Source organism: Bacillus licheniformis DSM 13 = ATCC 14580, from assembly GCF_000011645.1.
Classification (GTDB): Bacteria; Bacillota; Bacilli; order Bacillales; family Bacillaceae; genus Bacillus; species Bacillus licheniformis.
The window spans coordinates 3,249,005-3,275,329 of the sequence record NC_006270.3; the positions used below are offsets into that span (position 1 = coordinate 3,249,005).

Genomic DNA, 26,325 nt, shown 5'->3' on the forward strand with positions numbered 1-26,325 from the left:
GAAAGGGATGGATACAATATGGCTATCCCCCGTTTTTCATACATAAAAGCTCCCTGCATTCATTTGCAGGGAGCTTTTATCATGTTATCCGATAAACATTCCGGCGATCGCCGCGCTTAAAAGGTTGGCCAATGTTCCGGCCGCAACGGCTTTCAAGCCGAGACGGGCGATATCGGAACGGCGGTTCGGCGCCATTCCTCCAAGTCCTCCAAGCAAAATCGCCACAGAAGACAAGTTTGCGAAACCGCACAGCGCAAAGCTGATAATCGAAGCTGTTTTGACGGAAAGCTGATCAAACATCGGAGCAAAATTGGAATAAGCGACAAATTCGTTCAGAACGAGCTTTTGACCGATAAAGCTTCCGGCCTGGACCGCTTCATCCCATGGCACGCCGATGACAAAGGCGAGCGGGGCAAATACATAGCCGAGAATATATTCGAGTGAAAGGTCTTTAAAGCCGAACCATCCGCCGACTCCTCCAAGAATTCCGTTTAAAACGGCAATCAAAGCAACAAAAGCAAGCAGCATCGCGCCGACATTCAACGCAAGAGAGAGACCCGTTGATGCCCCTTTTGCCGCGGCATCGATGACATTTGCTGCGTCTTCGTCTTCAGCCATTTGAATATCTTTTTCTTCAATTTTCGGTTTTTCCGTTTCGGGAATGAGCATTTTTGCCATAATCAAGCCCGCAGGTGCGGCCATAAAGCTCGCTGCAAGCAAATATTCGAGAGGAACCCCGAGAAGGGCGTAACCGAACAAAACAGAACCGGCCACTGAAGCGAGTCCGCCTGTCATAACGGCAAACAGCTCTGACTTTGTTAAGTTTGCGATAAACGGCTTAATTACAAGCGGCGCCTCAGTTTGCCCGACAAAGATATTGGCAGCTGCAGAAAGAGATTCCGTTTTGCTTGTTCCGAGCAGTTTTGCCAATCCGCCGCCGATGAAGCGGATGATCACTTGCATGATTCTTAAATGGTAAAGAACTGCAATCAGAGATGAAAAGAAGATGATAACAGGAAGAACGCTTAAAGCAAAGGCAGCACTGTCGCCTACTTGTAAGAGAGGCCCGAAGAGAAAGCTGATGCCTTCATTCGCATAATTGACGAGATGCTGAACGGCTTTTGTAAACCAAAGAAACGCTTCCCTCCCCGTTTCCCATTTGAGAACGATGAATCCGAACAGGAGCTGGATCGCCAAACCGATTAAAATCGTTCTTATGTTAATTTTGCTCTTATGCTCGGAAAGCAGGAAAGCAATCGCGAAAATCGCCAGAATACCAAGAAGTCCCCATAAAATGTTCATGACCACACCTCTTATTATTATTTAAACTTTTATTAAGATATCAATTAATGATTGGCCTGTCCACAAAAATTTTCACGAATTTTTTCTCTTTTTATGTAAACCCTTTCATTTAAAGGCTTTGCATGAAAAAACGAGATCACCAAGATGACCCCGTTTTTAAATGAGTTCATTTTCATCAATGAACTTGTATATATTTTCGACCAATTCAGCCGGATTATTCGCTGTCACCATTTCTCCGTTTACAAGAGCATACATCGTCTGCATGCATTGTCCGCAGTAACTCAGGCAGCCGTATTCAACGACATCCAAATTCGGATCTTTCTCCAATATTTCCTTTGCCTCCTGAGAACCTTGGGCAAGATTGCTGACGCAAAACTCAACGATTGGAAACACCTTATTTCACCTCACATCGCCTTTTTATCGTACCCTAAATGCGTTTCATTAGTCAAAGTTTAAGGCTGGAGAATAAAGCTTTTGTAACATATTAATACTTTAAAGAGTTTTACTAATTATCGATTCTAGGCGTTAGTGTAGGTTATTTTCCCGAGAAATATTGTGATTTTACATCAAATTAGATATAATTCTAGAGGGTATTTACATAGTTTTTTATTTTTGCAGTGTAAAAGGTGAGTTTCTTAATCTGAGGGGAAAAGGGGAATTACCAATGAGAAATTTAGTCTTGCTCGGCGGCGGATACGGGAATATGCGCATCATTCATCGTTTGCTGCCTAATCAGCTGCCAGATGATGTGATGATCACTTTAATCGACAGAAACCCTTACCATTGTTTAAAAACGGAGTACTACGCACTGGCTGCGGGGACGATTTCCGATCATCATATCAGAGTGTCCTTCCCGGATCACCCGAAGTTAAAGATTGAATACGGGACGATTTCGTCTGTTGATTTGGAAGGAAAAAAGGTTTTGTTTCATGACAGGGAGCCGGTATCCTATGATGACGCCGTCATCGGACTCGGCTGTGAAGATAAATATCACAACGTTCCCGGGGCGCCTGAACATACCTACAGCATTCAGACAATCGATCAATCACGCAGCACGTACCAGGCGCTCAACAACTTAAATGCGGAAGCCACCGTTGCGATCGTCGGGGCAGGACTGAGCGGCGTTGAGCTTGCGAGCGAGCTGAGGGAAAGCCGAAAAGATTTGAACATCATCCTTTTTGACCGGGGAGAATTAATTTTGTCGAGCTTCCCGAAGCGTTTGAGCAAATATGTGCAAAGCTGGTTTGAAGAGCACGGCGTCAAGATTATCAACTGCGCCAATATTACAAAGGTGGAAGAAGGCATCGTCTACAATCATGACGACCCGATCCAAGCCGACGCCATCGTCTGGACAGCGGGGATACAGCCGAATCAAATCGTTCGGGATCTCGATGTGGAAAAAGATCCGCAAGGGCGCGTCGTCCTGACGCCGCACCATAACCTGCCGGGAGACGAACACGTTTATGTTGTCGGCGACTGTGCAAGCCTGCCTCACGCGCCGAGCGCACAGCTGGCCGAAGCCCAGGCGGAACAAATCGTCCAAGTGCTTGAACTGCGCTGGAAAGGCGAACCTCTTCCTGAAACAATGCCGAAATTCAAGCTGAAAGGCGTCCTCGGGTCGCTCGGCAAAAAAGCCGGTTTCGGTTTAGTTGCTGAACGGCCGTTGATCGGCAGAGTGCCTCGCCTGCTGAAATCCGGCTTGCTTTGGATGTATAAGCATCATAACGGGTAGGTTTGCCGCGTACATGCGCGAAACCTTGGAGTTTTAGATAAACAGCGTTTTTCTTTCGGGGCGCTCTCTCGCCTTCATGAGAGGATGCCCCTTATTTTTGCGCTTTTTTATTTCCGCCAAAAAGTCGAGCAGTCCGCCTTATCCGCAATATTAAACTCGATCATTTTCTCAAGCAATGAAAAATCCACCGGACGATCCCAGCGGAAACGGACAAGCTGCTTCGTATGATCATAGCCGGCCTGCACAATTTCCTCAGAAAAACGATCGATCCCAGCGCTTTCAGGGGCGACAGCCAAATGATTTTTCGCGACGCTAAAGCCGATAATAAATGTGCCGTGATCAGTAAACATCGGCTGATTCCAAGCGATTTTCGGCGTTAAATTTGGAAATGTCTCCGCTACCCAACCCAATACTTCTTCCATCCGGGCACGATGTTCCGGATGATCAATTCCCGCTAAATATTCTTCAAAGACTTCCATGCTGCTCCCTCCTAAAAATGATTACATGCTAAATTGCGCTGTTCAGTATAGAATTTCCCCTGCAATCTGTCTATTGGCATGCCTCACATTGGCGTTAAGACCATTATAAGGATTTATAGAATGACAAGCACTATAAATCGGGCAGATTTTTCAATAGGATTCGACCAAAAGCCGGTGAGCGCCATTCCTGTCATGTGTTTCATATTTTTAATCTTCGCAAGCGATTTGCAGGGACGCCGGTTATATTTGCTTTCATAAAAAAAGCGCCGCTGGCGGCGCTTTTCGAAGAGAGCTTGTCCGGTGACAAGCAGGGTTATGCGGTGTTTTGTCAGGCGGCTGGCGAATTTCCGTCAAAGCTGTCGAGAAAGATCGCTCTGCCCGCCATCAGCTGAGCCGGCTTATCGTCAAGAAAAATGGCTCGGCCGGCAAACTCGGCATCTCCCTTCGGCTGAGACGAAAAACTTAAAACGACAAGGCTTGCAAAGACGGCAGTCAACGCAACGGCAATCATCTTTTTCACTTTAACTCCTCCGTTCTTTTAAGAATTTGGTCTCTTGCATGATGAGATTCTTCAAAATATTCGGCAGCTTTGTCTGCATCTCCATTTTCTTTATAGTAAAGTGCGATATCAAATGTTAATTCCGCTACATCCGTCCAGAGATTGATCGTTTTAAGATATTCTAAAGCATGTTCAACCGTAAGTGGATCCTGTTCATCATACAGAGCATGAATAAGTTTAAATTTCGACAAATATTCCCTTTCTCCTGCTTTTTCCGCACGGAAAAATCCTTTTTCATACAATTTGCGTGCTTCTTTGACAACATTTGATTTGTACAGCACATGTGTCAGTTCAAACATGGAATGGATGCCGTAAACCGATTCTTCATGCTCTTTGATAAGCAGCGCTTCTTTGAAATGATGTTCAGCCAATGTGAGGAGGTTGCGATTGACATAGCTCAACCCTAAGTTGTGGTGAGCCATGCCGAGGAGGACATGATGTTTGATCAGTGCCGCGTCTTTAAGGGCTTGCTTGTAATGCTGTTCGGCTTCATCAAAACGAAATAAATCGAGTTTATTTGCCCCGATCAGCATATCGTTGCTGATCGCTTTTTGAATGTAATCATCATGTGCTTTGAAGGTTTTTAGAGCTGTTTTCGCATGGTTTAAGGAAAGGAAATTTTGTTTGATTTGATAGTAGGCGATAGCCAGTTTGTAATGGAATTCGGCGATTTCGATTTGATCGGGGATTGTCCTGAGCTTTTCCTCGGCTAATTTATAATAATTGATTGCATTTGTATAATCCTTCTTATGAAATTCGTACATGCCAGCGAAAAAGAAATAATAATATTCAATCATGTCATCTGTGCTTTGCATATCGGCTTTTTGCTCCTGAATATCCTCGAACAGTTTGTTGGAAGCGGCAAACTCTTCTGTCAGCAGCTTGTGCCGATAGTCTAAAAGATTAAAATAAAGAAGCAGATCTTGATTTTCTTCCATATTCGGCAGCTGGTGCTCAATGTCGCATTTAATCGAGACCGCTTGTGATACTTCGTGACGCTTGATCATGACATACCATTGATTAAGCATTCCCGCAACTTCCTCATACGCAATTTTTGTCTTCAATCGTTTATCCTTCCTTTCTTCCCATGTCATTTCCTTTTTATGGGTTGTTTTTCATTTTACAGAATCGCTTATTTTTTGACAATCACTTTTCTAAATATTGGCATAATTTCCTAAGATAACTCAAAATTCTGACATTAATCGTAACAATCTTCTTTATTTGTGCAAATCTCTCAGGAAGTATTTTCGTTTGACATCTTTTTTGACGGCATTTTATAATTATATATGTAAATATCAACATGTTTCGATTTACAATAAACAAATAAAGGAGCGGTTCATATGAATCAAGATGTAAAAGAGTTTGTAGGAAGCCATATGATCTATACGTATGAAAACGGATGGGAATATGAAATCTACATTAAAAATGACCATACCATCGATTACCGCATTCACAGCGGAATGGTTGGGGGACGCTGGGTTCGCGATCAAAAAGCCGATATCGTCAAGCTGACTGAAGGCGTCTATAAAGTATCCTGGACAGAACCGACAGGGACTGACGTTTCCTTGAACTTCATGCCGAATGAAAAGCGGATGCACGGCATCATCTTCTTCCCTAAATGGGTTCATGAACGCCCTGATATTACAGTCTGCTATCAAAATGACCATATCGACTTAATGGAGGAATCGCGCGAAAAATATGAGACGTATCCAAAATATGTCGTACCGGAATTCGCCGATATCACATTTATTGAAAATGCCGGAATCGATAATGAAGATCTGATTTCAAAAGCCCCTTATCCCGGAATGACGGATGACATCAGGGCAGGAAAGCGGGTATAAAAGGGAAAGTTAATGATATAATGACTGGACTTTTGTTAAGTCATCCAGCAGCGCTTTTATATCATCTTGCGACAAAGGTACAAGCATTTGGTCGTAGAGGGTGATGATCTGTCCGTCCTCATCGTGCTCATGCTGCCTTAAATAGTGCTGTAAAGCCTTGAGCTGGTTTTCTTTCAGACTGGTCTGCGTTTGAAACTGCTTGATTTTCTTTAATGAAAAAACATTCATTTCGTCATCAAAATCGCCTGACATGATTTGTCCTTCAATGCTTGACATGCTTGCTGTCCCTCCTAATTGATCTGGCTGATAGTTAGTCTGTCCGGTTTAAGAAAGGTGCAATCATAAAAAATAAAACAGCAAGGGGCATGTCTGCCCCTTGCTGTTTATCATGCAGGCTTATATCCTTGCTTTTCCATTTCTTTATACACGTCTTTCAGCTTCGGATTTCCTTCGCCGACCACTTGATCACCGACCATGACGAGCGGATAAAAATATTCGTCGTTCAGGATTTTTTCGGAGATTTCCTGTTTTTCAGGGTCGTTTTCCGGCGGCTGATGGATATCAATGTACGTGATTGAGAAAGGCTGGTCGGGATATTTTCTTTTCAGGGCGGCTTCTAGCCACTCATACGTTTCTTTTGATGACGGAAGGTTCACACAGCTTGGACAAAGAACGTCGGCACCGTAAACAAAAAGCTCGGCTTGTTTTTTCATCAGCGGCAGCTCCTTTCTCTTTATCTTTATTTTATTCTATTTTGTCCATCTGCTCCATATTGAAATGAAAATCGTTTTTTGTCTTTGCCGGCAAATATGATATAATATGTGGGAAAACGATTGAAACCAAACAATAGCTTTTTATTGTTCGACTGAATATAATGGTTGTATGATTTGAAAGGAGCGATACGAATGACGACAGAGGTCGAAATGAAAGAACAAGTACAGGAAGTGCTGGACAAACTTCGTCCGTTTTTACTCCGTGACGGCGGTGACTGTGAACTCGTCGATGTTGAAGACGGCATCGTCAAGCTTCGCCTGCTCGGCGCATGCGGAAGCTGCCCAAGTTCCACCATCACCCTTAAAGCTGGAATTGAGCGCGCCCTTTTAGAAGAAGTTCCGGGCGTCATTGAAGTAGAGCAAGTATTTTAATTTGAGAAGGCTGCCGTAACGGCAGCCTAAATTGTTGACAAAATCCTAAAACGGTTTTCAGTTTAGGATTTTGTCATCCTCTCAGCGTGATTGAAAACCCTTGCAGTCTAGGAAGGTCGAGCATCGGAGCGGAGCGAATGTTGGAATTCGTGAGCACCGACGCGCAGCCCTGACAACGAATGCGAGGGTTTGTCGACACGCTGAGGCTGCCGTAGTGTACGGCAGCCTTTTCTTTTTTATAGATAAGCTTCAAACCAGCCTGCAATATACTCAAGCCGCCTGATCCGCTGCTTCGGATGCCCGCTTCTTGATAAATCGTGTGACGCGTTCGGAAATCTGACGAGTTTTACTTCTTTCCCCATTTTTTTCAGCGCCGTGAACAGCTGTTCCGCCTGTTCAATCGGGCACCTGTCGTCCCGTTCGCCATGCAGAATGAGAAGAGGGGTCTCCACCTTGTCCGCGTATTTGAGCGGCGAATGCTCCCACAGTTTGCCTGGATCTTCAAAAAGGTCTGCACCGAGCTGCCAGTCTGTGAAAAAATAGCCGATGTCGCTTACCCCGTAAAAACTGATCCAGTTGGAAATGGACCTCTGTGTCACTGCGGCCTTGAAGCGCTTCGTGTGGCCGACAGCCCAGTTTGTCATAAAGCCCCCGTAGCTTCCTCCGGTGATGCCGAGCCTTTCTTGATCGACGAAATCATAATGTTCAAGCACGTGGTCAACAGCCGCCATTACATCCTTAAAATCTCCACCGCCGTAGTCGCCCCTCACCCGGTTGACAAAATCCTGTCCGTAGCCGTGGCTTCCCCGCGGGTTAACATATACGACGGCGCTTCCCTTTGCGGCCAGCACTTGAAATTCATGAAAATAAGCATTCGCATACATGGCGTGAGGTCCGCCGTGCACTTCCAGAATGAGCGGATACGTGTTTCCTTTTTCATATTGGGCGGGCTTTATCAGCCATCCGTGAATTGTCAGACCGTCCGCTGCCTGAAATTGAAGCTCCTCCGGTTCCGATATGATATGTTCTTCCGTAAACGCTTGGTTGGCATCTGTTAGTCGCTCCGCTTTTTCTTCACCCAATTGGAGATGGTAAAGTTCGCTCGGCCGGACGGGCAGGGCTATGGATGCCGCAAAGCCACTTTCGTCCGGATGCAGGCTGAATCCGTTCACATGCTCTTTTTCCAACCGGACCGGATAAGCAAGACCTTCGATTGATATGTAGTAAATGCCTGTAGAACCCTGGTCAGATCCGATGACATAAAAGCCGTTTCCGTCTTTGGTCCAGGCCGGTTTCGGAAGAACGCCTCCGACAAGGCTGTCTCCTGCCACCGCATCGCTGAGATGGACGTCAAGCATTTCCGTCAGACACGTTAGTTTTCCTGTTTCAATATCATACAGCCATGCTTTATCGAGCGTGGCGTTTTGATATTCTTTCTCGTTTCCGATAAATGCAAGGTGTTTGCCGTCAGGAGAAAACGATAGTGAAGAAAAAATGCCGTTTTGACCTGTGAGGCGCTTCAAATCACCTGTCGAAAGGTTCATCAAGTAGACATCGTTCACACGCATATCCGTTTGATTGGCGCAAAATGCAATCTGATCTCCGCACGGTGAAAATGCATGGCTGAAATGGTCGCGTTCAAGATCGGTCAGCTGTTTCATTTCCCCGGTTTCCACTTGAACGAGGACAAGCTGCGTATACTTTCCCCTTTTAAACCCTTGGCCGTCTGCTTTATATGACAAAGAATCGACTTCCAGCGGTTCGTGGTCTTCAATCTCGGTTTTCTTCTCATCGTCGACGCTTTCCTCTTTTGTCAGCTTCACTGAACAAAGCAATGACTTGCCGTCCGGCGACCATTCAGGCTGTGATACATCATAGGGAATATCGGTCACTTTTCTCGCTTCTCCCCCGGCGGCGCTTATCACGTAAATTTGTGCGGTTTCCTCGCGATTGGACGTAAATGCAAGGTATTTGCCGTCCGGCGACCAGCGGGGATGCTGGTTTCTGCCTTTCCCAAACGTCCATTGCACCGAAGCTTGTTTTTCGCGGTCGTAGATCATGATATGCGAATCATATGAGTCCTGTTTTTCGTTTACTTTTGTTTGGACGTAGGCGATTTTTGCACCATCGGGCGAATACTGGGGATCGGTAATGGATACAAGCTTGATGAGGTCTTTTTCGGTTATCAGCTGCTTCATGTCGTTTCTCCTCCTCATGTCTGTTTGCCATACTACTTCGACTTCCTAAATAAAAATCCTTGTTTTGAAGGCAAACAAAAAAAGAGCCGAAAAAGCTCTTTTTTCGTTAAACACTGTTTACTGATTTTCTTTCAACGATAATGCCTGTATCCGGGACATAAAGGCAGTCGACCTCACAGTGCGGAAACTTGGACGCAAGCTGGTTTCTCAGCGCCTCTCCTTTTCCTTTTTCAATAAAGGAAAGGATCGTCGGGCCGGCTCCGCTTAAAGCCGTCCCGAACGCGCCGTTTTGGCCTGCTTCATGCTCCACTTTCGAAAGCTCAGGGACGAGCGCCCTTCGGTATGGCTGGTGAAAGAGGTCTTTTTGCATCATGCGGCCGACAAGCTTCCAATCTTTCGCCATCAGTCCGGCGACGAGCATATTGCTGACCGCGCTTGCTTCCACGGCTTTCGGATAAGAGAGGCTTTCGGGAAGAACATCCCGCGCATCTTTTGTCAGCACTTCATAAAAAGGAATGACGACGACGACATCCAAATCGATGTCTTTCATAGAAACCATCTCTGTTTCATCTTCCTCATGAAGTCCGATGACAAGCCCGCCGAAAAGCGATGCTCCGGCATTGTCAGGATGGCCTTCTTCAAGGCTCGCAAAATGAAGTTTCTCGCGGTCTGAAAGCTTCAAATCGGCAAGTTCGTTCGCCAGCTCAACCGCAGCGGCAATTGCGGCTGCGCTGCTGCCGAGACCGCGCGCAAGCGGAATATCGCTCCACACTTTGACAAGGCTTGGCGGAAGTTCTTTTCCGAAGTGTGCGGCGGTCCGTTTGGCCACCTGGTAAATTAAATTGTCCGTTCCTTCAGGTATTCCCGCTACGACTTCTGTTTCAGCTTCAAAACGCCACTCATCATGAGGAAAAACAGACAGTCTTAAATAGCGGGACAGCGCCATGCCGACTGAATCAAAGCCCGGGCCAAGATTGGCCGTGCTTCCGGGAACCGTAACGGAAAACAGCATGTCAGCCTCAGTCATACACGAGCGGCTCCTTTTAAGTGTTCGAGAATAGCTTCTTCGTCTGTCGGCAGTGTGACAGGTTTGATCTGCGACACATCAACGGCTGTGTTCGGATCTTTCAGGCCGTTTCCGGTTAAGACGGCAACCACTTTCGCACCCGGCTGAATCTCTTTCGTTTGCAGCTGTTTCAGCACGCCCGCAATGGATGCGCATGATCCCGGTTCTGCAAATACGCCTTCTTCTCTTGCCAGGAGCTGATAAGCGTGGAGAATCTCCTCGTCTGACACTGCATCGATTTTACCGTTCGATTCTTTTGCAGCGTTGACCGCTTTATCCCAGCTAGCCGGATTTCCGATTCTGATCGCTGTCGCAACGGTTTCCGGCTTTTCAATTACTTTGTTTTTGACAATCGGGGCCGCGCCTTCCGCCTGAAAACCCTTCATGACCGGCAGGCCTGTGCCGTTTTTCTCATGATACTCTTTAAAGCCTTTCCAGTAAGCCGTTATATTACCGGCATTTCCGACAGGAATCGCTAGGATATCAGGCGCTTCGCCCAGCTGTTCACAAATTTCAAAGGAAGCGGTTTTCTGTCCTTCAATCCGGTATGGATTCACAGAGTTGACCAGCGCAATCGGCTCTTTCTCGCAAATGCTGCGCACCATTTTCAGGGCATCGTCGAAGTTTCCGTCGATCGCAATGATTTCTGCGCCGTACATGACGGCTTGGGCCAATTTTCCGAAGGCGATTTTGCCGTCTGGAATAATGACGATGCACTTCATGTTGGCGCGGGCCGCATAAGCCGCCGCAGCAGCCGACGTATTGCCGGTCGAAGCGCACATGATCGTGTCATTGCCTTCTTCTTTCGCCTTGGCGACCGCCATGACCATCCCGCGGTCTTTAAAGGAGCCTGTAGGGTTGACACCCTCCGTCTTGACATAAAGCTCGATTCCGAGCTTTTTCGAAAGGTTTTGCAGATAAATAAGCGGGGTATTTCCCTCGTTCAGCGTCAATTCCGGTGTTTTGTCCGTTACTGGCAAATATTCTTTATATTGATGGATGAGTCCTTTCCACATTAGCTCCAACCGTTCCCTTCTACTCGATAAGTGCTTTTCACCTGATGAACAACCTCAAGATCGTTCAGCTTTTGCAGGATATCCGTAAAATCCTCTTCTGACGTATGATGTGTCACAATGACAATCTCAGCCAGGTCGTCATGGCCTTTAATCGGAAGCTGAAGGATCTTTTCAAAGCTGACGCCTCTTTCTGAAAAAATCGATGTGATTTTCGAAAACGAACCAACCTGGTCTTTGACATGAATTCTTAAAAACTGCTGGGCAAAGATTTCAGACGGCGCCTTTATCTTCTTTTCAAACTGCGGATCGACAAAGCTGCTGCCGTTCACGCCAAGACGCATGTTTTTCATGACGGAGACCAAATCTGACACGACGGCGGTTGCAGTCGGCATGCTTCCGGCGCCAGGTCCGTAAAACATCGTTTCCCCTACGGCTTCGCCGTATACGTAAACCGCATTGAATTCATTATGGACGGAAGACAGCGGATGATGCTCCGGCAGCAATGTCGGCTGGACGCTCACTTCGACTTTTTGTCCGTCGCGCTGAGCGATGCCGATCAGCTTCATCGTATAGCCGAGCCGTTTGCTGAAATTGATGTCTTCATCAGACACTTGGGAAATGCCTTTCACTTTGACATCGTCAAGGTCGACATTCATTGAGAAACCGAGCCTGGCCAAAATCGCCATCTTTCTCGCGGCATCAAGACCTTCAACATCAGCTGTCGGGTCTGCTTCTGCGAAGCCGAGCTCCTGCGCTTCTTTCAGCACCTCGTCATAAGGCGCGTTTTCTTTGTTCATCTTCGTTAAAATAAAGTTGGTCGTTCCATTGACGATGCCCATCATCTTCGTAATCCGGTCTGAAGCCAGCCCGTCTTCAAGGCTTCGCAAAATCGGAATTCCGCCGGCGACGCTCGCTTCAAAATAAAGGTCGCAGCCGTTTTCTTTCGCGGCAGCCGTCAGTTCCGATCCATAGAGGGCGATCAAATCTTTATTCGCTGTCACGACGTGTTTCTTCGCCTGAAGCGCGTCAAGCAAATAGCGTCTCGTCTCCTCGATCCCCCCGATGACCTCGATAATGACATCTACTTCTGGATCTTGAATGACATCATAGGCTTCAGTCGTCAGAACGTCTTTGGAAAGCTCGACATCCCTCTTCTTATCTTTATCTTTTACAAGAACTTTTTGAATCGTAACAGGGCATCCGACTTGGTGTGTCAGCTTATCCTGGTGATCCTGAATAATCTTCACCACACCGCTCCCGACTGTTCCTAATCCTAGCAGCCCCACTCGTATCGCCTTCAATGAAATTCCACCTTTCTCTCTCTTGTCCGTCCTCTCTGAAAGGACATTTGTAAACACAACGCAGACATTTAAGTTACAAACATTATAATGGGGGATTCTTTTTTTGACAAGATGACATTTGCTGAAAACAAAACGTGAAAACGCTTTAGTCGTTGATATAATAAGATTCTATATATTCAGAAATATTTTTGTAAGAAAATCTTCCGAGCCGCTCAGGGCAGCCGGAAGAAACGTCAAATCTCGGTCTTTGCCTGCTTTCCTCTCAGGACAAGCGCAATATTTTCCGCACAAAGCCTCATCATGGCTTCTCTCGTTTCGACGGCGGCGCTGCCGATGTGAGGCAGCGCGGTGACTTGCGGCAGGCTGACGAGCGGGTGATCCTTTTGCACAGGTTCTTCCGCAAAGACGTCGAGTCCTGCGCCGGCAATATCTTTTTCGACCAGCGCTTCATATAAATCGTCTTCATTGACAACCTGTCCTCTTGAGACATTGATAAAAATAGCGGAGCGCTTCATCTTTTTAAAAGCGCTGCGGTTAAACAGATGCTTCGTTTCATGAGTCAGAGGTGTCAGGCAGACAACAAAATCCGCCTGTTCAAGCAGTTCATCGAAGGGCAGATAGGATGCGCCCAGTTCTGCTTCTGCATCTGGATTGCGGGTGCGGTTATGATATAAAATTTTCATGCCGAAGCCTTTCGCACGCCGGGCGACGGCTTGTCCGATGCTCCCCATCCCGACAATGCCGATCGTTTTATGATGGACATCCGCACCGGCCAAAAGCAGAGGACCCCAGCCCGTCCACTTCCCTTGTCTAATCCAGTCGCTCGCTTCGACGATTCTGCGGGCGGATGCCATCAGCAGAGCAAACGTCAAATCTGCCGTTGACTCTGTCAGCACGCCAGGCGTGTTGCAGCAGATGACGCGATGCTTTTGCGCAGCCTCCACATCGATGTTGTCATAGCCTACCGCCAAGTTGGCCACGACTTTTAAATGCGGCGCGCCTTTTAAAAGCTCCTCATCAATCGTGTCGGAAAGCATCGTCAACAGTCCGTGCGCCTTTTTTGCTTTTTCTTTCAGAATGGCGCGCGGACACGGTTCTTCTTCCTTTTCCCACATTTCAATATGGGCTTCTTCTTTTAACGCAGAAAGCTGTTCTTCAGGTAATTTTCTCGTCACATATACAAACGGTTTGTCCATGCTGCCTCGTTCCTTTCTAAGAGTAGCTTCCACTCTAAGCATATCGAAAAAATCCGAAAATGTTAACAGAAGAAAAGAACACCGCGAAGCTATGGTGTCCTTTTCAGCCAATTGACAGGCGGCATGCTTATCAATCCTGCGGATCTCATGCCCGCCATTTCTTGAAAGCCGTTCAGGAATTGCTCATATGCCGGCGCCTGAGACAATAAATAGTCGAGTCTGCTTTCAAAATAATGGTGCTCTGATTCAGGAGAAATATAGTACCCTTCAAGCGTCTCAAAATAGTGGAGCGGAAACAGCAGCCTGCTGTACATCAGCCGCTTAGAAAATGAGGATAGCGGCGCGGCTTGTTCGTATTGCTGAAGAAACAACATGATTTCATTGAAGTTTTTCCTTTCGTGAAACAAGCTTCTGGCATATTCCGCAAGATCCCTGGCCGCATGATCAAACACCCATTCCATCGGGATTTTAATAAGCGGCTCGCGCCTTAAAGCCTCGCAGGTGAGCCGCTGCTGGCAAATCGTTCCCGAGTCAGCGGCCTGCGGCTGATCATCCAATTCGGTATCTGCCAAATATTGAATCGCATTTTCGGTTAAACCGAGATAATAAGGAAACGATTCGATAAATTGTTTTTCAAAGGGCTGCAGCTGCCTTGCCTGCGTTTTTTGAATCCAGAATTGTTCCAGCTGGTCGAGCCGTTTCCCCCAAAGTTCTTTCCACTGCCCGATCCGCGAGGTTTCTTTTACCTCGTAAGGGTATCCCCTTCCCTTGTGATGAAATTCGGCGAGCTCCGCACCAAATGAAACGGACCTGTTTGTCATGCGGGGAGCAGCTTGAAGAAGCACATATGAGACGCCATTCTCCTCAAACGTCATCTCCCCGTCCTTTGTCAATATAAAAGATGAAACGTATGGGTCGCGCTGTTCTTGCAAATACTGACTCATACTAAACAATTCCGCCAGCTCATCCTGACTCAAGTGGGAAACAGGGACGATCAAAAACATCGAATTCGGGGTATGAAAAGCCTGATAAGACAAGTACGATGTAAGATCGCGAATGTAGATTCCGAATTTTTCTTTGATCAGCTCCTTCACGGACATCACTTCCTGCAAAATTTTTCTCCTTCTACACATCGTAATCATGAAGGGATTCGATTATGAATCGATCTGGAAAAAGAGTTCTAAAATCGTTACATTTTTAAAGTTGTTTGTATACACTAAGTAAAAAAAGATTGGGTGAAAATGATGCCGGAAAACAACAGCATGCATCAGATCGAAACAGCAGCAAAAGAATGGCTTGAGAAACGGGGCGTCAAGATTTCGGAAATTGCCGATCTTGTCTACGTATTGCAGAAGAAATATCATCCAAACTTAACAAAAGAAGAATGTGAAGAGAATGTCAACCGGGTCATGAAAAAACGTGAAGTTCAAAACGCCGTGATCACAGGGATTCAATTGGATATGCTGGGCGAGCAAAGAAAGCTCATGGAACCGCTCCAAACCTTAATCGAGACAGATGAAAGCCTGTACGGCGTCGATGAAATCTTATCCTTCTCCATTGTGAACTTGTATGGATCGATTGGTTATACAAATTATGGATATATTGATAAAATCAAACCGGGAGTGCTCGCACGTTTAAACGATAAATCAACAGGCGAATGCCACACGTTCTTGGATGATATCGTCGGAGCGATTGCGGCAGCCGCATCCAGCAGACTGGCGCATCGAGCAAAAGATGCGGAATAAGCCATTAAAAAAACACTTGTCTTTAAAAGACAAGTGTTTTTTGCGTTAGACGCGATCCAGCCATTCTGTCAGTGAATCAATGACATATGTCGGCTTTTCCTGATAGGCTTCAAGGTGTTCTTTTTTGGTCACGCCCGTATGAACGAGAAGCGTGTCCATCCCGGAATTCATTCCCGCCATAATATCCGTATCATAATTGTCACCGACCATCAGCGTTTCACTGATGTCTGTGCCGAGCACCTTCATCGCCTGCTCCATGATGATCGGCTCCGGCTTGCCGATAAAAATAGGCTCTGTCTGCGTAGAAACAGTTAATACTGACGTGAGAGAACCATTGCCTGGCAAGAGTCCTCTTTCTGTAGGAATGGCGATATCGCCGTTAGTCGAGATGAATGTAGCGCCGTTGCGGATGGCAAGACAACCGACGGCTAGCTTTTCGTATGTAATGCCGCGGTCGATGCCGACGACGACAAAGTCGGCGTCTTCCCCGCCGAATGCCAGCCCTTTTTCCTCAATGGCCTGACGGATCCCTTCTTCGCCGATCACATATACGGAAGCATCGGGTTTTTGTTCGGCGATGAAATTGGCGGTTGCCATGCTGGTTGTGAATACCTGGCTCTCTTCGGCCGGAATATCAAATGAAACAAGCTTGTCCGCCACTTGCTTCGGCGTGCGCGACGAGTTGTTCGTGACAAACAGATACGGGATGTTCCGGTCTTTCAGCTTCCTCACGAATTCGCATGCTTCTTCGATTTTTTCCGTCCCTTTGTACATTGTTCCATCAAGATCAATTAAGTATCCTTTGTATGTTTTCATGTTGTACACTCCAGTTCGTTTAGTGCGGTTTGAATGCGGATACCGGACCGAGTTCATGGTTTAAATAATCGCGGATCCGCGCCGGAAATTTCTCGAGCGTTTCCGCATGCCTGCTGAGCAGCTCTTCCAATTCTTCATGGTTGACGTTCAGGTAGTCTTGGACCAATGTCTTCCGATAGGCGATCAAATGTTTCAAACTGTCGCCTTCCGCTTGGCTGACAACCTTTTCATCGGTCAGTATATCCATAATGTCGTCATAGCTTCCCGGATCTCTCATAATAAAGCCGTCAATCATATCGTTCCCTATATCCAATATACATTCGATCAGCGTGTGGCCGATTCGTTCAAGCGCTTTTTTTTCGACGTCGGAAGTCCATTCTTCCTGCATTTGATAAAGCCGCAGCTCCTCTTCCAGGAAGTTGAGCGTGTTTTCGATTTTGTGTCGATCGACAAAATACATCATCAGTGCATCCCCTTTTATGATCGCTTATTTTCGCAGACGTTTTAAAACAAAGTAGGCACATCCGAAATTGCAGTACTCGTAAATATATTCATCAAGCGTGCTGATCTTCGTATCAAATGTGGCCTTTTGATTTTGATCGTCAAAAAAGCCTTTCAGCCTCAGCTGGCTGTATCCCCAATCCCCGACGATGTAGTCGTATTTATTTAAAATGTCGGAGTATCTGGCTTTAAACGCTTCTTCGTTAAAACCGTTTTTCACATCTTTGACGACTTCAAATGCAGCGTTCTGAACGACAATCATTCTTTTCACCTCTTTTATATGATAATTCAAACCCGGGCCGCCATCAATTGCTAAGAATAAATCCTCCCCTTTGGAAAAGCTATAAATGAGGAGGAAAAGCAGATGAATAAAAAAATTCTTTTAGCAGGGCTGGTGGCGCTGCCTTTAGCAGGCTGCCAGACGGCCTTAAACGATACCGAACACAATATATATGACGAAGACGGAAATACCGTTCACGTTGCAGACAAGAACCCTCAATATCAGGAAAAGTTCAGAAATGACAACCGAAAAGGCAGATTCGGATATGCGCGCCATCAGGCAACACCAGTCGCAAACAAGGAAGAAATGCAGGCGCCCCAAATCGACCGGGAAGAAATGGCGCATATTATATCTAGTTTAACGGTTCAGCTTCCCAATATTCAAGATGCGTCGGCGCTTGTGACAGACGAAGAGGCGCTAGTCGTGTACAAAACGGACTCCGGGCAGCGCAAACAGACGGCTGATCAAGTCAAAAAGACGGCGGCATCCGTCGTTCCGAGATATTACCATATCTATATTTCCGATGATCCGGACATGATGCAATCCGTCGCTAATTTCAGCCGGCTTGGAGCCAATTCAAGAAACGTCGATCAGCTGATGGCCGATACAATTAAGGAAATGCAAAAATCGCCGCAAGGCAAAACCACGACAGGTACAGATGAAAACGGAAACGACCTTGACGGAAAAGGAAAGGCGACCGAATCTTGACCTGAAAATAAGAAAAACGCCAGCGCATATGGCTGGCGTTTTTTCATCCAATGTTATGCCTGCGCCTGGCGTTTTTTAGACGCTTCATTCACCTGTTCGTCGGCATGGTATGAAGAACGGACGAGCGGTCCTGCTTCACAGTGGCTGAAGCCCTTTTCCATGGCGATTTCTTTCAGTTCGGCAAACTCGTCAGGATGGTAATATTTCTGTACTTTAATGTGTTTTTTGGACGGCTGCAGATACTGGCCGATTGCCATGATGTCGACGTTGTTCGCAAGAAGGTCGTCCATTGTTTCGATGATTTCTTCTTTTGTTTCGCCAAGACCGATCATGATGCTGGATTTCGTCGGGATGTCCGGCTGCATCTCTTTGGCGCGGCGCAAAAATTCCAATGATCTTTCATATGTAGCTCTCGCACGGACTCTCGGCGTCAGGCGGCGGACCGTTTCAATATTATGGTTTAAAATGTCCGGACGCGTATCCATCAGCGTTTTCAAATTATTATAGTCTCCGCCCATATCGGACGGCAGAACTTCGATTGTTGTAAATGGGCTTTTTCTCCGGACGGCGCGTACGGTTTCGGCGAATACCCCCGCTCCTCCGTCTTTTAAATCGTCACGGGCAACGGCTGTAATGACCGCGTGTTTCAGGTTCATGATGCTCACAGAATCTGCGACTCTTTCCGGCTCATTCAAGTCAAGCTCTGTCGGCAGCCCCGTCTTCACCGCACAGAAGCGGCAGGCTCTCGTACAGACAGATCCGAGAATCATAAAGGTCGCGGTACGTCTGACGGCCCAGCATTCGTGGATGTTCGGGCATTTTGCCTCTTCGCAGACCGTATGGAGGTTGTTTTCCCGCATTAATTTTTTTAAGCCCGTATAGTTTTCATTCGTGTTCAGCTTGATTTTAAGCCATTCGGGCTTTCTTAGGTGCTCGTCTTTCTTTGCCAATTCCATCATCTCCATTGTGGATAGTAGTCATGTTCAATACGAAATTTGTGACATAGCGCCGGATGAGTCCCTCTGCTTTGGAACCGCTTAAATAAAAAATGCTAAATCTTCATCTTTAGTCACTTTAACATAGTACAGATTTGTGAACAAGAGCTTGATTAGACAAGATGGAATTTCTAACATTTTCTTATTATTGATTTCTGCAGATGTCACAAACTAACCGTATTCAAACTGAAAGGAGCTAAGGACACTGTGAAAGCTGTATTATCCGTTCTCATCCTCCTTTTGCTCATCTTGCAGCCGTGCGCTCTTGCAAAGGAGAAAAAAGAGCCCGATCTGCAAAAGAGAATGGCCCTTTATCATAAGACAGAAGCCGCAACCCATATTCCTTGGTATGTTTTCGCGGCAGTCGACCAATACGAAATCAATATCCGCAAAAACCGCAAAGACTTGCCGAAGCAAAAAGGGCACACCGGGATATATATTCCGCAAAGCGTGTGGAGCGGACCTGAAAACCCCAATCCTAAAGATACATCGCCGCTCAGCATCAAGGTTTTTGACGGAATTGGAATGGACGGAAACGGAGACGGACTCGCAGAACCGGATCAGGATGAAGACGTCCTTTATACGTTTGGACAATACTTGTTGACATACGGAAGGGACATTGAAAATATCCGCATCGGTCTGTGGGAGTTTTACGAAAGGGATCAGACGGTCGGCATCATATCAGGCTTTATCAGGCTTTTTCAAAAATACGGCCACATTGATTTGGGCAAGCACGCCTTTCCCCTTCCCGTAAGATCAGATTACAGCTATAGAAGCACATGGGGAGATGCCCGCGGATTCGGGGGCAGACGCATTCACGAAGGGACGGATTTGTTCGCCCATTACGGCCTCCCCGTCCGGTCGACATGCTACGGCATTGTGGAAATGAAAGGCTGGAACCGTTTCGGCGGATGGCGGATCGGAATCAGAGACATCAACAATACGTACCATTATTTCGCTCATTTGAACGGTTTCACAAAAGGCTTGAAAGTGGGAGAAATCGTCGAGCCCGGCCAGGTGATCGGCTCAGTTGGAGCGACGGGATACGGGCCGCCGGGAACATCGGGAAAATTCCCGCCCCACCTTCACTACGGCATGTATAAAGACAATGGAAGAACAGAGTGGTCTTTTGACCCTTATCCTCATTTAAAGGCATGGGAACGGAAGGAACTTCGAAAGAAAAAATAAAAGACATCCCTATTTCAAAAGAATAGGGATGTCTTGCACTTTAAGAGGTTAGCCGGCCTGGCTTTTCTTGCTTTTCACAACCGCATTGATAATGCTTGCGGCCAATCCTCCCCAAATAATGACGATGCCGATCACCATCATTGCTATAGATGCGCCGTTCATGAGGAAACCTCCTTGTCATGTTGAAATGGCGTATATGCCAGCCCATTCTTCCATTTTGAAAGCGAAAGGATAAATCCGGCTGCGATCGCTCCAAAAGCGACGCACCATCCCCATTTCAGGAGGAATTCAACCGGCAGGTCGCCATAGGCTGTTGTGATATTCGTCTTGATATTATCAAACATCATATACCCCAGAACAATCGGGGTGACGACGCTCAGGCAGATTCTCCACCAAGCGCCGAGCTGAATGTCGGAAACCGAATTGGCGTGAGCCTGCAGAGCTTTCAGCTCTTTCGCAAACCATGCAATCGCAACGACTTCGATCAATCCGGCAAGCGCCACTCCGAAATTGTTGATAAAGTAATCGGCCGCATCGAGGAAGAACAGTCCGCCTTTCGTCGCAAATACGAGCGAACACAATGCAGCAGCCCCTCCGCCGAACAGGACGGCTTTCCGCCGCGGAACGTTGAATTTATCCTGAATCGCGGCAACATATGTTTCAGAGATAGAAATGAGAGATGTCAGACCTGCCAAAACGAGCGAGCCAAAGAATAAAAATCCGAAAAACGCATTAAACGCCGGAAACTCATTGATGATTTGCGGGAAGACGACGAACGCCAAACCGATTCCCGAAGAGACGACTTCTTTGACTGGAACGCCTTGCTGCGCAGCCATAAAGCCCAGCGCACTGAATACCCCGATTCCGGCCAGCAGTTCAAATGACGAGTTCCCAAAGCCGGTGATAAACGCATTGTTTGTAATATCGGATTTTTTCGGCAAATAGCTGGAATACGTAATCATGATGGCAAACGCAATCGACAGACTGAAGAAAATTTGGCCGTAGGCCGCCACCCACACTTTTCCGTTTGTAATCTGGCTCCAATCAGGCGTGAAAAAGGCATTCAGTCCTTGTGCAGCCCCATCAAGTGTTATCGAATAAATGACAATGATAAAAAATAAGACCACAAGCAGCGGAATGAAAATGCGGTTCGCGATTTCGATTCCTTTTTTGACTCCGGCAAATAAAATCCCCAATGAAACAATCCATACAATCGCGAGCGGAATCAGGACGCCCGGCACGAAGCCGCCGAATTGGCCGATGGCTCCTCCCCCGATATCAATTCTGTTTAAATATTTATTCATTAGGAAATTTTCTGTATTTTTACCCCAACCTAAATTGAATGAAAAGACAGTGTAAGAAATGGCCCATGCCACGATAACGGCATAATACGTCGAGATGACAAATGAGATGGCGACCTGCCACCAGCCGATCCATTCCTTCCCTTTCCCCATCCTGGCATAGGACAGCGGGGCTGAGCCTCTGTATTTATGACCGATTGTAAATTCCATGATGAGAAGAGGAATTCCTGCTGTCAAGAGCGCGAACAAATATGGCAGAAAGAACGCGCCTCCCCCGTTTTCATAAGCTACTGCCGGGAATCTCCAAATATTCCCCAAACCGATCGCAGAACCGACGGCTGCTAAAATAAAACCCGCTCTTGTTCCCCATTGCGGACGATTATCCATAAGCTTCCTCCTTTACCTTTTTGAAACATCTGAAAACAGTGAATTTTCTAATAATTATTATTGAATAGTATATACAGTCTTTTTGCCTAAGTCAAAGTATTTTTTTAAGAAAATAGACGCATGTCATTTCTAGGCCGCGCGAAAAAAAGCATTCTGCCTGATGTTTGCAGAATGCCTGGAAATCATTACTCTTTTTGTTCCTTTTTTTGCTCTGTTTTTTCATCCTTTGAAGGGATCTGAATCGATGGCGCCGTTTGGCTGCCGTTGCCGCTGTAGAAGTCGGGTACTTCTCCGTGCACAGCTTGAATCGTTGCCGGAATCGTATTTTTGACAACCGCCGTTTTTGTCGCAAACGGTATGACGACACGGACCTTGACTTCGACAAGCACACCGACATTTATTAATGCATTATTAATACCATATGGCTCGACACTTTGCTTAAAATCTGTAAAGACATCCCCCACAACATTAAACCGTACAGGTATTTTCGGCCCCAGGTTTCCAAGAAGCGAGTTTCCCGTTGCCTGACCCAGAGGAATATTATAGATTACACCATCATTCTTACCTTCGGGAGTTTTCGCAGAAGAATTAAATTCTTCTGTTTCTGTTTCCTTCAGCTTTTCGTGAAGTTGTTTCGTAATTTTCGAATGCATACCACTAAGACCATGAGAGTTGAAATCAATTGTTGTTACTTTTCCATTTTCATTCGTCTTCATTTCTACTAGATTTTTCACATTTTCATCTTGGCTCATATAATCCTCGACGGCTTCCTGGATGACGTGGGTCGCAATCCGGTTCGTTTCCATTTCAGCGATGTTCAGAAGGGTCGGTTTGATGGATGAGTTGATAATCAACAGGCTGACGGCCGTTGAAAAAATAAAAAATATAAACGAAAGCAGCATGACATATCGCAAAGGCAAAGGTCCTCTTTTTGACAGAGGGCCGCGAAGTCTTCGCAAGCAAAATCCCCCCTTACATCACAAGTGTATGCTTGTAAGAGGGGATATACGATTCAATCAGACAACTTTATTTCACCATTTTTAAAAGGGCTTCTTTTCCGCTCATTCCGGGATGAATGCCGAGCTCTCCGGCCGCATCGGTTACAGATTCGAGCGGGGCTTCGAGAAGCTGATCGATCGTCCGCACGCCGACGGCTCTGGCGGCGACGATTTTCCGTTCTTTTAATTTATCATTCAGCAGGGCGACATCAAGCGCTCCGCACATAATATATCCATGGTCATTGGTTACCGCCATAAAGTTCGTTTTCGGCAGTTTGACCGTTACAGCCGTAAACGGCTGATCTTCTATCATGATCGGAGTTAAATTTACCATCGCTATCCCTCCTTTACCATTAATGTATGATAAAGCGAGAGACATGTTCCGGTTTGCCCCGAATCTTAGAGATCTGTTTAGGACCGGTTTGCTTTTTTCAGCTTCCAGGCGAGCAGATCGCGCAGGAATTCAGGCATAAAGTAGTCAATATCTTCCGCATCGCGGATAACAGGAAACAGCGTTCCGAGTGTAAACATATCAATCGTGGCGAGCGTGTAGAACGCATCATCTTCAATGTCCGCTCCGTTGACGGAGAGCTTTTCCGGGTCAAGGCCGGCATACAGCATCTTCCCCATCACTTCGCCGCGAAAACCGAGCCCTTTAATGCGCAGCTTCTCGGTTTGTTCTGATGATGCATGGAGGATGACCTCTTTCAGCTCTCGTCCCGTCAGCTTCAGTTTGACCGGATTAATCGGATGCGGACAGATGCGGTGAACATCGGCTTTCGTCACCGGACCTTGTGAAAGAGACTCCAGCACAATGCCTGAGTTGACCATCCCGATTTCCGCCTCACACCATTCCTTTAAGGCATCTGCCAGCATTTGCGGAAGGGCGCTTCTGCGGAACCAGGCGGTTTCAAGGGTGTTGTCCAATGTCGCAATTTCCTCTTCAAGGAGATGTCCGGCTTCTCTCTCTTTTTCCTTCAGAAAACGAATCGTCTCCTCTGATTCTTCATTCCAATCTGCCGTCTTCATGACGGTTGCTGTGATGTTCTCAAGCGCTCCGTTATATGTCAGTTCAACATGACCGACATAGTTCCCGTACTTTTCCGCGCAGGCCAGCATAACGCCGTCTTTCATCATCCCTTCTTCAAGCAGGTGATGGGTGTGGGAGCCGAGGATCAGGTCGATTTCGGGAAAAGCCTCCGCGACGCGCTGATCGTCCAAAATGCCAAGGTGTGAAAGAAGGATGACAGTGTCGGCTTTTTCTTTGATTTCACTTAGCATCTCTCCGATGCTTTCAAATGCGTCTGTAACCGTCCAGCCAAGCTGGCGATAGATCGGATAGTACGGGACTGTCACACCGAGAATGGCAAGAGTTGCGCCGCTCTTCACCTTTTTGAGCAAATACGGCGCTGCCCAGCCGGGCCTCTTCCCTTCTCCGTCAAACAAATTGGAGACAACGACAGGAAACTGAGCGTTGTCATAAAGTGTATCCAACTCCTGATGCGGCAGTGTAATTCCTTCATTGTTCCCGATCGTTGCAGCATCATACTGCAGACGGTTCAACAGCTCCACATTCGCTTTTCCGAAGGTAGCCTCAGATATCGGATGGAATCTGTCGACATGATCGCCGAGGTCGAACAAAAGCACTTCTTCCCCCTGCTCTTCATGTTTCTGTCTTTGTGTCTGAATGTAATCGACGATTTTCGGCCAGTTTTCAAAATGGCTGTGCAAATCGTTCGTATGGTAGATATGGAGCTTTTCCGTCATGCAAATCTCTCCCTAACGTTTAACTAAACACGCCTTGATAGATTAATCTGATTCCGATGAGAATCAATACGAACCGCATGATCAATACGATCGTCTTTGTCTGCATCTTTTTGTTAATGTAGGCGCCGAGCTGTCCGCCAAACCAGGCGCCCGGGATCAATGCAAGCGCATAAAGCCAGTTGACATGTCCCGAGATGACATGGCCGGCAGAGCCCGCGACAGATGAAAGGAAAATGATAAACATCGATGTCGCAACGGCGACCCTTGTCGGAAATAAAAACAGAAGAATCATCGCCGGCACCATCAGCGAGCCGCCTCCGATGCCGAAAAGCCCGCCGAGAAAGCCCACAAAAAAGGCGATCGCGATTCCGGCTAAAGGATGGTATGAATACGTATATTCCTGTCCTTCATCACCTGTGAACGTTCTGATAACGCCCGTATGCTTTTTCTCGGCAGGTTTCACCCTTTTCTTTATCATTAAGGAAAGGGAAATGAGGATCATAAAAATCCCGAACCATAGAGAAAACGAGTCTGAGCTAAAATATGTCGATACATGGGCACCGACGATGCTGCCCGGCCCCGAGCCGATGAAAAAAATAAGGCCGCTTTTATAGTCAACGGTTTTATACTTCATATACGCAATCGTTGAAGAAAGCCCTGTGAATATGATGACGACCAGCGATGTGCCGACCGCCATCTGCGGTGTCACATGGTCAAACAGCGTCGGCAGCCCCGCCAGAAAAAGGAGCGAGGGAACGATGACGATCCCTCCGCCGAGCCCGACAAGACTGCCGATGGTTCCCGCGATAAACCCGAGTATGATCAAGATAAGATATTCCATAAAATAAGTCCTCTTTTCTAGCTGAATAAATCGAGCTGCCTTGGCGTAAGCCCTTTGTATTCAATGTTGAGCAGCTCCATCATTTGCTTACCGTTTTGAGCCGCATCACCGCCCGAATTGTTATTAAACAGCACGTAAACGTTTTTCGACTGCTGTTCAAGCAGCTCAAGGTTTCTTTTCCAGTCTTTTAATTCTTGTTCATTATATAAATACAAATATCTGACCTCACGCCAATTTTGACCGGAAGATGGCCTTAACCAGCCTTCCTTGTTGCGGCCGTGAAAACGGACGAGCGTTTTCCGGCTGTCAGTCGCGTGAAGAACAGTCGGGATGCTGCCTTCGCCCGCCTGGGGTTCATCGCAAATGCTGTGAATCCATTGCTGCTCCTCCATAAAAGCGAGCGTTTTGTCGTAAAACTGGGGCATAAACCATGACCTATGCCTGAATTCAAGCGCACACGGGATATCTCCCATTTTCTCTTTTACCCATCTTAAGTAATTGACGTTTTCTTTCTTGCAATCAAACCATGGCGGAAACTGAAAGAGGACCATCGCCAGCTTACCCGCTTTTATGTATGGCGTTAATGAGAGCTTAAAAGCAGCAAACATGTCGTCTTTCGTTTCAAAGGGGATTTCCCCGCGCTGATGCCCTGTCATTCCCTGATATGCCTTAACGATAAACTGAAAGGTTTCCGGCGTCTCCTTTACCCACTTTTCATTGTTCCGCTCGGGCTGTATCGCGTAAAAGCTCGCATCAAGCTCGACGATCGGAAAATGCGATGAATAGTGGATCAGCTTGTTTTGACTGCTTGTCTTGGGCGGATACAGGCTGTCATGATCCCCCCATCCTGTTAATCCAATATAAATCAATGCAGTTCACCTCTTCTTTTAGTTTATCACAGGTTTTTTTCGAAAATCTTGATCCAGGTCTGCTTGTAGCATTTCCTTTTTCAGCGGCGGGATA

General features: G+C 46.7%; 29 protein-coding genes and 1 pseudogene. 6 read left to right on the top strand and 24 right to left on the bottom strand.

Features of this window, described 5'->3' with window-relative positions; all coding sequences use genetic code 11:
- Positions 1-84: 84 nt before the first annotated feature.
- Together TRNA_RS38265 and TRNA_RS38270 are read right to left on the bottom strand one after the other, a co-directional pair.
- A complete protein-coding gene (locus TRNA_RS38265) occupies positions 85-1,302 on the bottom strand; it encodes a NupC/NupG family nucleoside CNT transporter (protein WP_003184940.1) in 1,218 nt (405 codons plus the stop codon).
- 156 nt (positions 1,303-1,458) lie between these two features.
- Entirely contained in the window at positions 1,459-1,695 is a 237-nt protein-coding gene (locus tag TRNA_RS38270; protein WP_003184941.1) for a YuzB family protein, read from the bottom strand.
- A 271-nt stretch (positions 1,696-1,966) separates the two neighbouring features.
- On the opposite strand from TRNA_RS38270, the gene TRNA_RS38275 reads away from it, so the two are divergent.
- Complete coding sequence (locus tag TRNA_RS38275) at positions 1,967-3,034, top strand: NAD(P)/FAD-dependent oxidoreductase (RefSeq protein ID WP_003184943.1); 1,068 nt, start codon at positions 1,967-1,969, stop codon at positions 3,032-3,034.
- 107 nt (positions 3,035-3,141) lie between these two features.
- Here the strand turns inward: TRNA_RS38275 and TRNA_RS38280 are convergent, their stop codons facing one another.
- The 3 genes from TRNA_RS38280 to TRNA_RS38290 all read right to left on the bottom strand — a co-directional run bounded on the left by TRNA_RS38280 (position 3,142) and on the right by TRNA_RS38290 (position 5,136).
- Positions 3,142-3,513 (bottom strand): iron chaperone, encoded by a 372-nt coding sequence (locus TRNA_RS38280; RefSeq protein ID WP_009329525.1) that lies wholly within the window; start codon positions 3,511-3,513, stop codon positions 3,142-3,144.
- A gap of 328 nt (positions 3,514-3,841) precedes the next feature.
- The gene (locus TRNA_RS38285; protein ID WP_206696998.1) at positions 3,842-4,024 is read right to left on the bottom strand and encodes a hypothetical protein; all 183 of its coding nucleotides are present in this window, start codon (positions 4,022-4,024) and stop codon (positions 3,842-3,844) included.
- A 5-nt stretch (positions 4,025-4,029) separates the two neighbouring features.
- A complete protein-coding gene (locus TRNA_RS38290) occupies positions 4,030-5,136 on the bottom strand; it encodes a Rap family tetratricopeptide repeat protein (protein WP_011198263.1) in 1,107 nt (368 codons plus the stop codon).
- Between the two features lie 276 nt (positions 5,137-5,412).
- Between TRNA_RS38290 and TRNA_RS38295 the strand changes: the two genes are divergently transcribed.
- Complete coding sequence (locus TRNA_RS38295) at positions 5,413-5,913, top strand: phenolic acid decarboxylase (protein WP_009329528.1); 501 nt, start codon at positions 5,413-5,415, stop codon at positions 5,911-5,913.
- Between the two features lie 9 nt (positions 5,914-5,922).
- Here TRNA_RS38295 and TRNA_RS38300 read toward each other — a convergent pair whose 3' ends face one another.
- Both TRNA_RS38300 and TRNA_RS38305 read right to left on the bottom strand, forming a co-directional pair.
- Positions 5,923-6,189: a hypothetical protein gene (locus TRNA_RS38300; RefSeq protein WP_003184953.1), complete on the bottom strand. Its 267-nt coding sequence runs from the start codon at positions 6,187-6,189 to the stop codon at positions 5,923-5,925.
- A gap of 110 nt (positions 6,190-6,299) precedes the next feature.
- A complete protein-coding gene (locus TRNA_RS38305) occupies positions 6,300-6,626 on the bottom strand; it encodes a YuzD family protein (protein ID WP_003184955.1) in 327 nt (108 codons plus the stop codon).
- Between the two features lie 133 nt (positions 6,627-6,759).
- Here TRNA_RS38305 and TRNA_RS38310 point away from each other — a divergent pair.
- A pseudogene (locus tag TRNA_RS38310) lies at positions 6,760-7,058 on the top strand (NifU family protein).
- A 236-nt stretch (positions 7,059-7,294) separates the two neighbouring features.
- On the opposite strand, the gene TRNA_RS38315 reads toward TRNA_RS38310, so the two are convergent.
- From TRNA_RS38315 to yutH, 6 genes are all read right to left on the bottom strand, one after another.
- Complete coding sequence (locus TRNA_RS38315; protein WP_003184960.1) at positions 7,295-9,256, bottom strand: S9 family peptidase; 1,962 nt, start codon at positions 9,254-9,256, stop codon at positions 7,295-7,297.
- Between the two features lie 106 nt (positions 9,257-9,362).
- On the bottom strand, positions 9,363-10,283 hold the full coding sequence (thrB, locus tag TRNA_RS38320; RefSeq protein ID WP_003184962.1) for a homoserine kinase: 921 nt from the start codon (positions 10,281-10,283) through the stop codon (positions 9,363-9,365).
- Complete coding sequence (gene thrC / locus TRNA_RS38325; RefSeq protein ID WP_003184964.1) at positions 10,280-11,338, bottom strand: threonine synthase; 1,059 nt, start codon at positions 11,336-11,338, stop codon at positions 10,280-10,282. Before thrC ends, thrB begins: the two co-directional genes overlap by 4 nt.
- A complete protein-coding gene (locus TRNA_RS38330; protein WP_003184966.1) occupies positions 11,338-12,639 on the bottom strand; it encodes a homoserine dehydrogenase in 1,302 nt (433 codons plus the stop codon). Before TRNA_RS38330 ends, thrC begins: the two co-directional genes overlap by 1 nt.
- Positions 12,640-12,872: 233 nt before the next feature.
- Positions 12,873-13,835 (bottom strand): 2-hydroxyacid dehydrogenase, encoded by a 963-nt coding sequence (locus tag TRNA_RS38335; protein WP_003184968.1) that lies wholly within the window; start codon positions 13,833-13,835, stop codon positions 12,873-12,875.
- An 89-nt stretch (positions 13,836-13,924) separates the two neighbouring features.
- Entirely contained in the window at positions 13,925-14,935 is a 1,011-nt protein-coding gene (gene yutH / locus TRNA_RS38340) for a spore coat putative kinase YutH (RefSeq protein ID WP_011198264.1), read from the bottom strand.
- 144 nt (positions 14,936-15,079) lie between these two features.
- Between yutH and TRNA_RS38345 the strand changes: the two genes are divergently transcribed.
- The gene (locus TRNA_RS38345) at positions 15,080-15,580 is read left to right on the top strand and encodes a phosphatidylglycerophosphatase A family protein (RefSeq protein ID WP_003184971.1); all 501 of its coding nucleotides are present in this window, start codon (positions 15,080-15,082) and stop codon (positions 15,578-15,580) included.
- Between the two features lie 45 nt (positions 15,581-15,625).
- Here TRNA_RS38345 and TRNA_RS38350 read toward each other — a convergent pair whose 3' ends face one another.
- The 3 genes from TRNA_RS38350 to TRNA_RS38360 are packed head-to-tail and all read right to left on the bottom strand — an operon-like array spanning position 15,626 to position 17,159.
- Positions 15,626-16,396 (bottom strand): TIGR01457 family HAD-type hydrolase, encoded by a 771-nt coding sequence (locus TRNA_RS38350; protein WP_011198265.1) that lies wholly within the window; start codon positions 16,394-16,396, stop codon positions 15,626-15,628.
- 19 nt (positions 16,397-16,415) lie between these two features.
- Positions 16,416-16,856, bottom strand: a complete 441-nt coding sequence (locus TRNA_RS38355) for a DUF86 domain-containing protein (protein WP_025806013.1) — start codon at positions 16,854-16,856, stop codon at positions 16,416-16,418.
- Between the two features lie 27 nt (positions 16,857-16,883).
- On the bottom strand, positions 16,884-17,159 hold the full coding sequence (locus tag TRNA_RS38360) for a YutD family protein (protein WP_003184977.1): 276 nt from the start codon (positions 17,157-17,159) through the stop codon (positions 16,884-16,886).
- 102 nt (positions 17,160-17,261) lie between these two features.
- Here TRNA_RS38360 and TRNA_RS38365 point away from each other — a divergent pair, with 102 nt between their 5' ends.
- A complete protein-coding gene (locus TRNA_RS38365; RefSeq protein WP_003184979.1) occupies positions 17,262-17,885 on the top strand; it encodes a YhcN/YlaJ family sporulation lipoprotein in 624 nt (207 codons plus the stop codon).
- Positions 17,886-17,938: 53 nt separating this feature from the next.
- On the opposite strand, the gene lipA is transcribed toward TRNA_RS38365, so the two are convergent.
- Entirely contained in the window at positions 17,939-18,835 is an 897-nt protein-coding gene (lipA, locus tag TRNA_RS38370) for a lipoyl synthase (RefSeq protein WP_011198266.1), read from the bottom strand.
- A 252-nt stretch (positions 18,836-19,087) separates the two neighbouring features.
- On the opposite strand from lipA, the gene TRNA_RS38375 reads away from it, so the two are divergent.
- Entirely contained in the window at positions 19,088-20,068 is a 981-nt protein-coding gene (locus TRNA_RS38375) for a M23 family metallopeptidase (RefSeq protein WP_003184983.1), read from the top strand.
- A 48-nt stretch (positions 20,069-20,116) separates the two neighbouring features.
- Here the strand turns inward: TRNA_RS38375 and TRNA_RS43430 are convergent, their stop codons facing one another.
- The 7 genes from TRNA_RS43430 to TRNA_RS38405 all read right to left on the bottom strand — a co-directional run bounded on the left by TRNA_RS43430 (position 20,117) and on the right by TRNA_RS38405 (position 26,231).
- Positions 20,117-20,230, bottom strand: a complete 114-nt coding sequence (locus TRNA_RS43430) for a methionine/alanine import family NSS transporter small subunit (protein WP_003184985.1) — start codon at positions 20,228-20,230, stop codon at positions 20,117-20,119.
- Positions 20,227-21,756 carry a sodium-dependent transporter gene (locus TRNA_RS38380; RefSeq protein WP_003184988.1) on the bottom strand — a complete coding sequence of 510 codons (1,530 nt, stop codon included), beginning with the start codon at positions 21,754-21,756 and terminating at the stop codon, positions 20,227-20,229. The genes TRNA_RS43430 and TRNA_RS38380 overlap by 4 nt, the downstream gene beginning before the upstream one ends.
- Before the next feature lie 185 nt (positions 21,757-21,941).
- Entirely contained in the window at positions 21,942-22,715 is a 774-nt protein-coding gene (gene yunB, locus TRNA_RS38385; protein WP_011198267.1) for a sporulation protein YunB, read from the bottom strand.
- A gap of 67 nt (positions 22,716-22,782) precedes the next feature.
- Positions 22,783-23,088, bottom strand: a complete 306-nt coding sequence (locus tag TRNA_RS38390; protein ID WP_003184991.1) for a YunC family protein — start codon at positions 23,086-23,088, stop codon at positions 22,783-22,785.
- A 77-nt stretch (positions 23,089-23,165) separates the two neighbouring features.
- Positions 23,166-24,521 carry a bifunctional metallophosphatase/5'-nucleotidase gene (locus TRNA_RS38395; RefSeq protein WP_009329540.1) on the bottom strand — a complete coding sequence of 452 codons (1,356 nt, stop codon included), beginning with the start codon at positions 24,519-24,521 and terminating at the stop codon, positions 23,166-23,168.
- A 19-nt stretch (positions 24,522-24,540) separates the two neighbouring features.
- Positions 24,541-25,362, bottom strand: coding sequence for a sulfite exporter TauE/SafE family protein (locus tag TRNA_RS38400; protein ID WP_003184996.1), 822 nt, complete (start codon positions 25,360-25,362; stop codon positions 24,541-24,543).
- 17 nt (positions 25,363-25,379) lie between these two features.
- The gene (locus TRNA_RS38405) at positions 25,380-26,231 is read right to left on the bottom strand and encodes a DUF72 domain-containing protein (protein WP_003184999.1); all 852 of its coding nucleotides are present in this window, start codon (positions 26,229-26,231) and stop codon (positions 25,380-25,382) included.
- Positions 26,232-26,325 lie beyond the last annotated feature (94 nt).

What these genes read in the sequence shown, in the direction of transcription:
- TRNA_RS38345 (WP_003184971.1), top strand. Translation starts at nt 15,080, where the DNA reads ATGCCGGAAAACAACAGCATGCATCAGATCGAAACAGCAGCAAAAGAA.
- TRNA_RS43430 (WP_003184985.1), bottom strand. Translation starts at nt 20,230, where the DNA reads ATGAACGGCGCATCTATAGCAATGATGGTGATCGGCATCGTCATTATT.
- TRNA_RS38305 (WP_003184955.1), bottom strand. Translation starts at nt 6,626, where the DNA reads ATGAAAAAACAAGCCGAGCTTTTTGTTTACGGTGCCGACGTTCTTTGT.
- TRNA_RS38355 (WP_025806013.1), bottom strand. Translation starts at nt 16,856, where the DNA reads ATGTATTTTGTCGATCGACACAAAATCGAAAACACGCTCAACTTCCTG.
- TRNA_RS38380 (WP_003184988.1), bottom strand. Translation starts at nt 21,756, where the DNA reads ATGGATAATCGTCCGCAATGGGGAACAAGAGCGGGTTTTATTTTAGCA.
- yutH (WP_011198264.1), bottom strand. Translation starts at nt 14,935, where the DNA reads ATGTCCGTGAAGGAGCTGATCAAAGAAAAATTCGGAATCTACATTCGC.
- TRNA_RS38390 (WP_003184991.1), bottom strand. Translation starts at nt 23,088, where the DNA reads ATGGTAAATTTAACTCCGATCATGATAGAAGATCAGCCGTTTACGGCT.
- TRNA_RS38365 (WP_003184979.1), top strand. Translation starts at nt 17,262, where the DNA reads ATGAATAAAAAAATTCTTTTAGCAGGGCTGGTGGCGCTGCCTTTAGCA.
- TRNA_RS38300 (WP_003184953.1), bottom strand. Translation starts at nt 6,189, where the DNA reads ATGTCAAGCATTGAAGGACAAATCATGTCAGGCGATTTTGATGACGAA.
- TRNA_RS38350 (WP_011198265.1), bottom strand. Translation starts at nt 16,396, where the DNA reads ATGAAAACATACAAAGGATACTTAATTGATCTTGATGGAACAATGTAC.
- TRNA_RS38280 (WP_009329525.1), bottom strand. Translation starts at nt 3,513, where the DNA reads ATGGAAGTCTTTGAAGAATATTTAGCGGGAATTGATCATCCGGAACAT.
- TRNA_RS38335 (WP_003184968.1), bottom strand. Translation starts at nt 13,835, where the DNA reads ATGGACAAACCGTTTGTATATGTGACGAGAAAATTACCTGAAGAACAG.
- TRNA_RS38360 (WP_003184977.1), bottom strand. Translation starts at nt 17,159, where the DNA reads ATGATTGTCGTTCAGAACGCTGCATTTGAAGTCGTCAAAGATGTGAAA.
- TRNA_RS38315 (WP_003184960.1), bottom strand. Translation starts at nt 9,256, where the DNA reads ATGAAGCAGCTGATAACCGAAAAAGACCTCATCAAGCTTGTATCCATT.
- thrC (WP_003184964.1), bottom strand. Translation starts at nt 11,338, where the DNA reads ATGTGGAAAGGACTCATCCATCAATATAAAGAATATTTGCCAGTAACG.
- TRNA_RS38265 (WP_003184940.1), bottom strand. Translation starts at nt 1,302, where the DNA reads ATGAACATTTTATGGGGACTTCTTGGTATTCTGGCGATTTTCGCGATT.
- thrB (WP_003184962.1), bottom strand. Translation starts at nt 10,283, where the DNA reads ATGACTGAGGCTGACATGCTGTTTTCCGTTACGGTTCCCGGAAGCACG.
- TRNA_RS38295 (WP_009329528.1), top strand. Translation starts at nt 5,413, where the DNA reads ATGAATCAAGATGTAAAAGAGTTTGTAGGAAGCCATATGATCTATACG.
- TRNA_RS38400 (WP_003184996.1), bottom strand. Translation starts at nt 25,362, where the DNA reads ATGGAATATCTTATCTTGATCATACTCGGGTTTATCGCGGGAACCATC.
- TRNA_RS38285 (WP_206696998.1), bottom strand. Translation starts at nt 4,024, where the DNA reads ATGATTGCCGTTGCGTTGACTGCCGTCTTTGCAAGCCTTGTCGTTTTA.
- TRNA_RS38395 (WP_009329540.1), bottom strand. Translation starts at nt 24,521, where the DNA reads ATGACGGAAAAGCTCCATATCTACCATACGAACGATTTGCACAGCCAT.
- TRNA_RS38275 (WP_003184943.1), top strand. Translation starts at nt 1,967, where the DNA reads ATGAGAAATTTAGTCTTGCTCGGCGGCGGATACGGGAATATGCGCATC.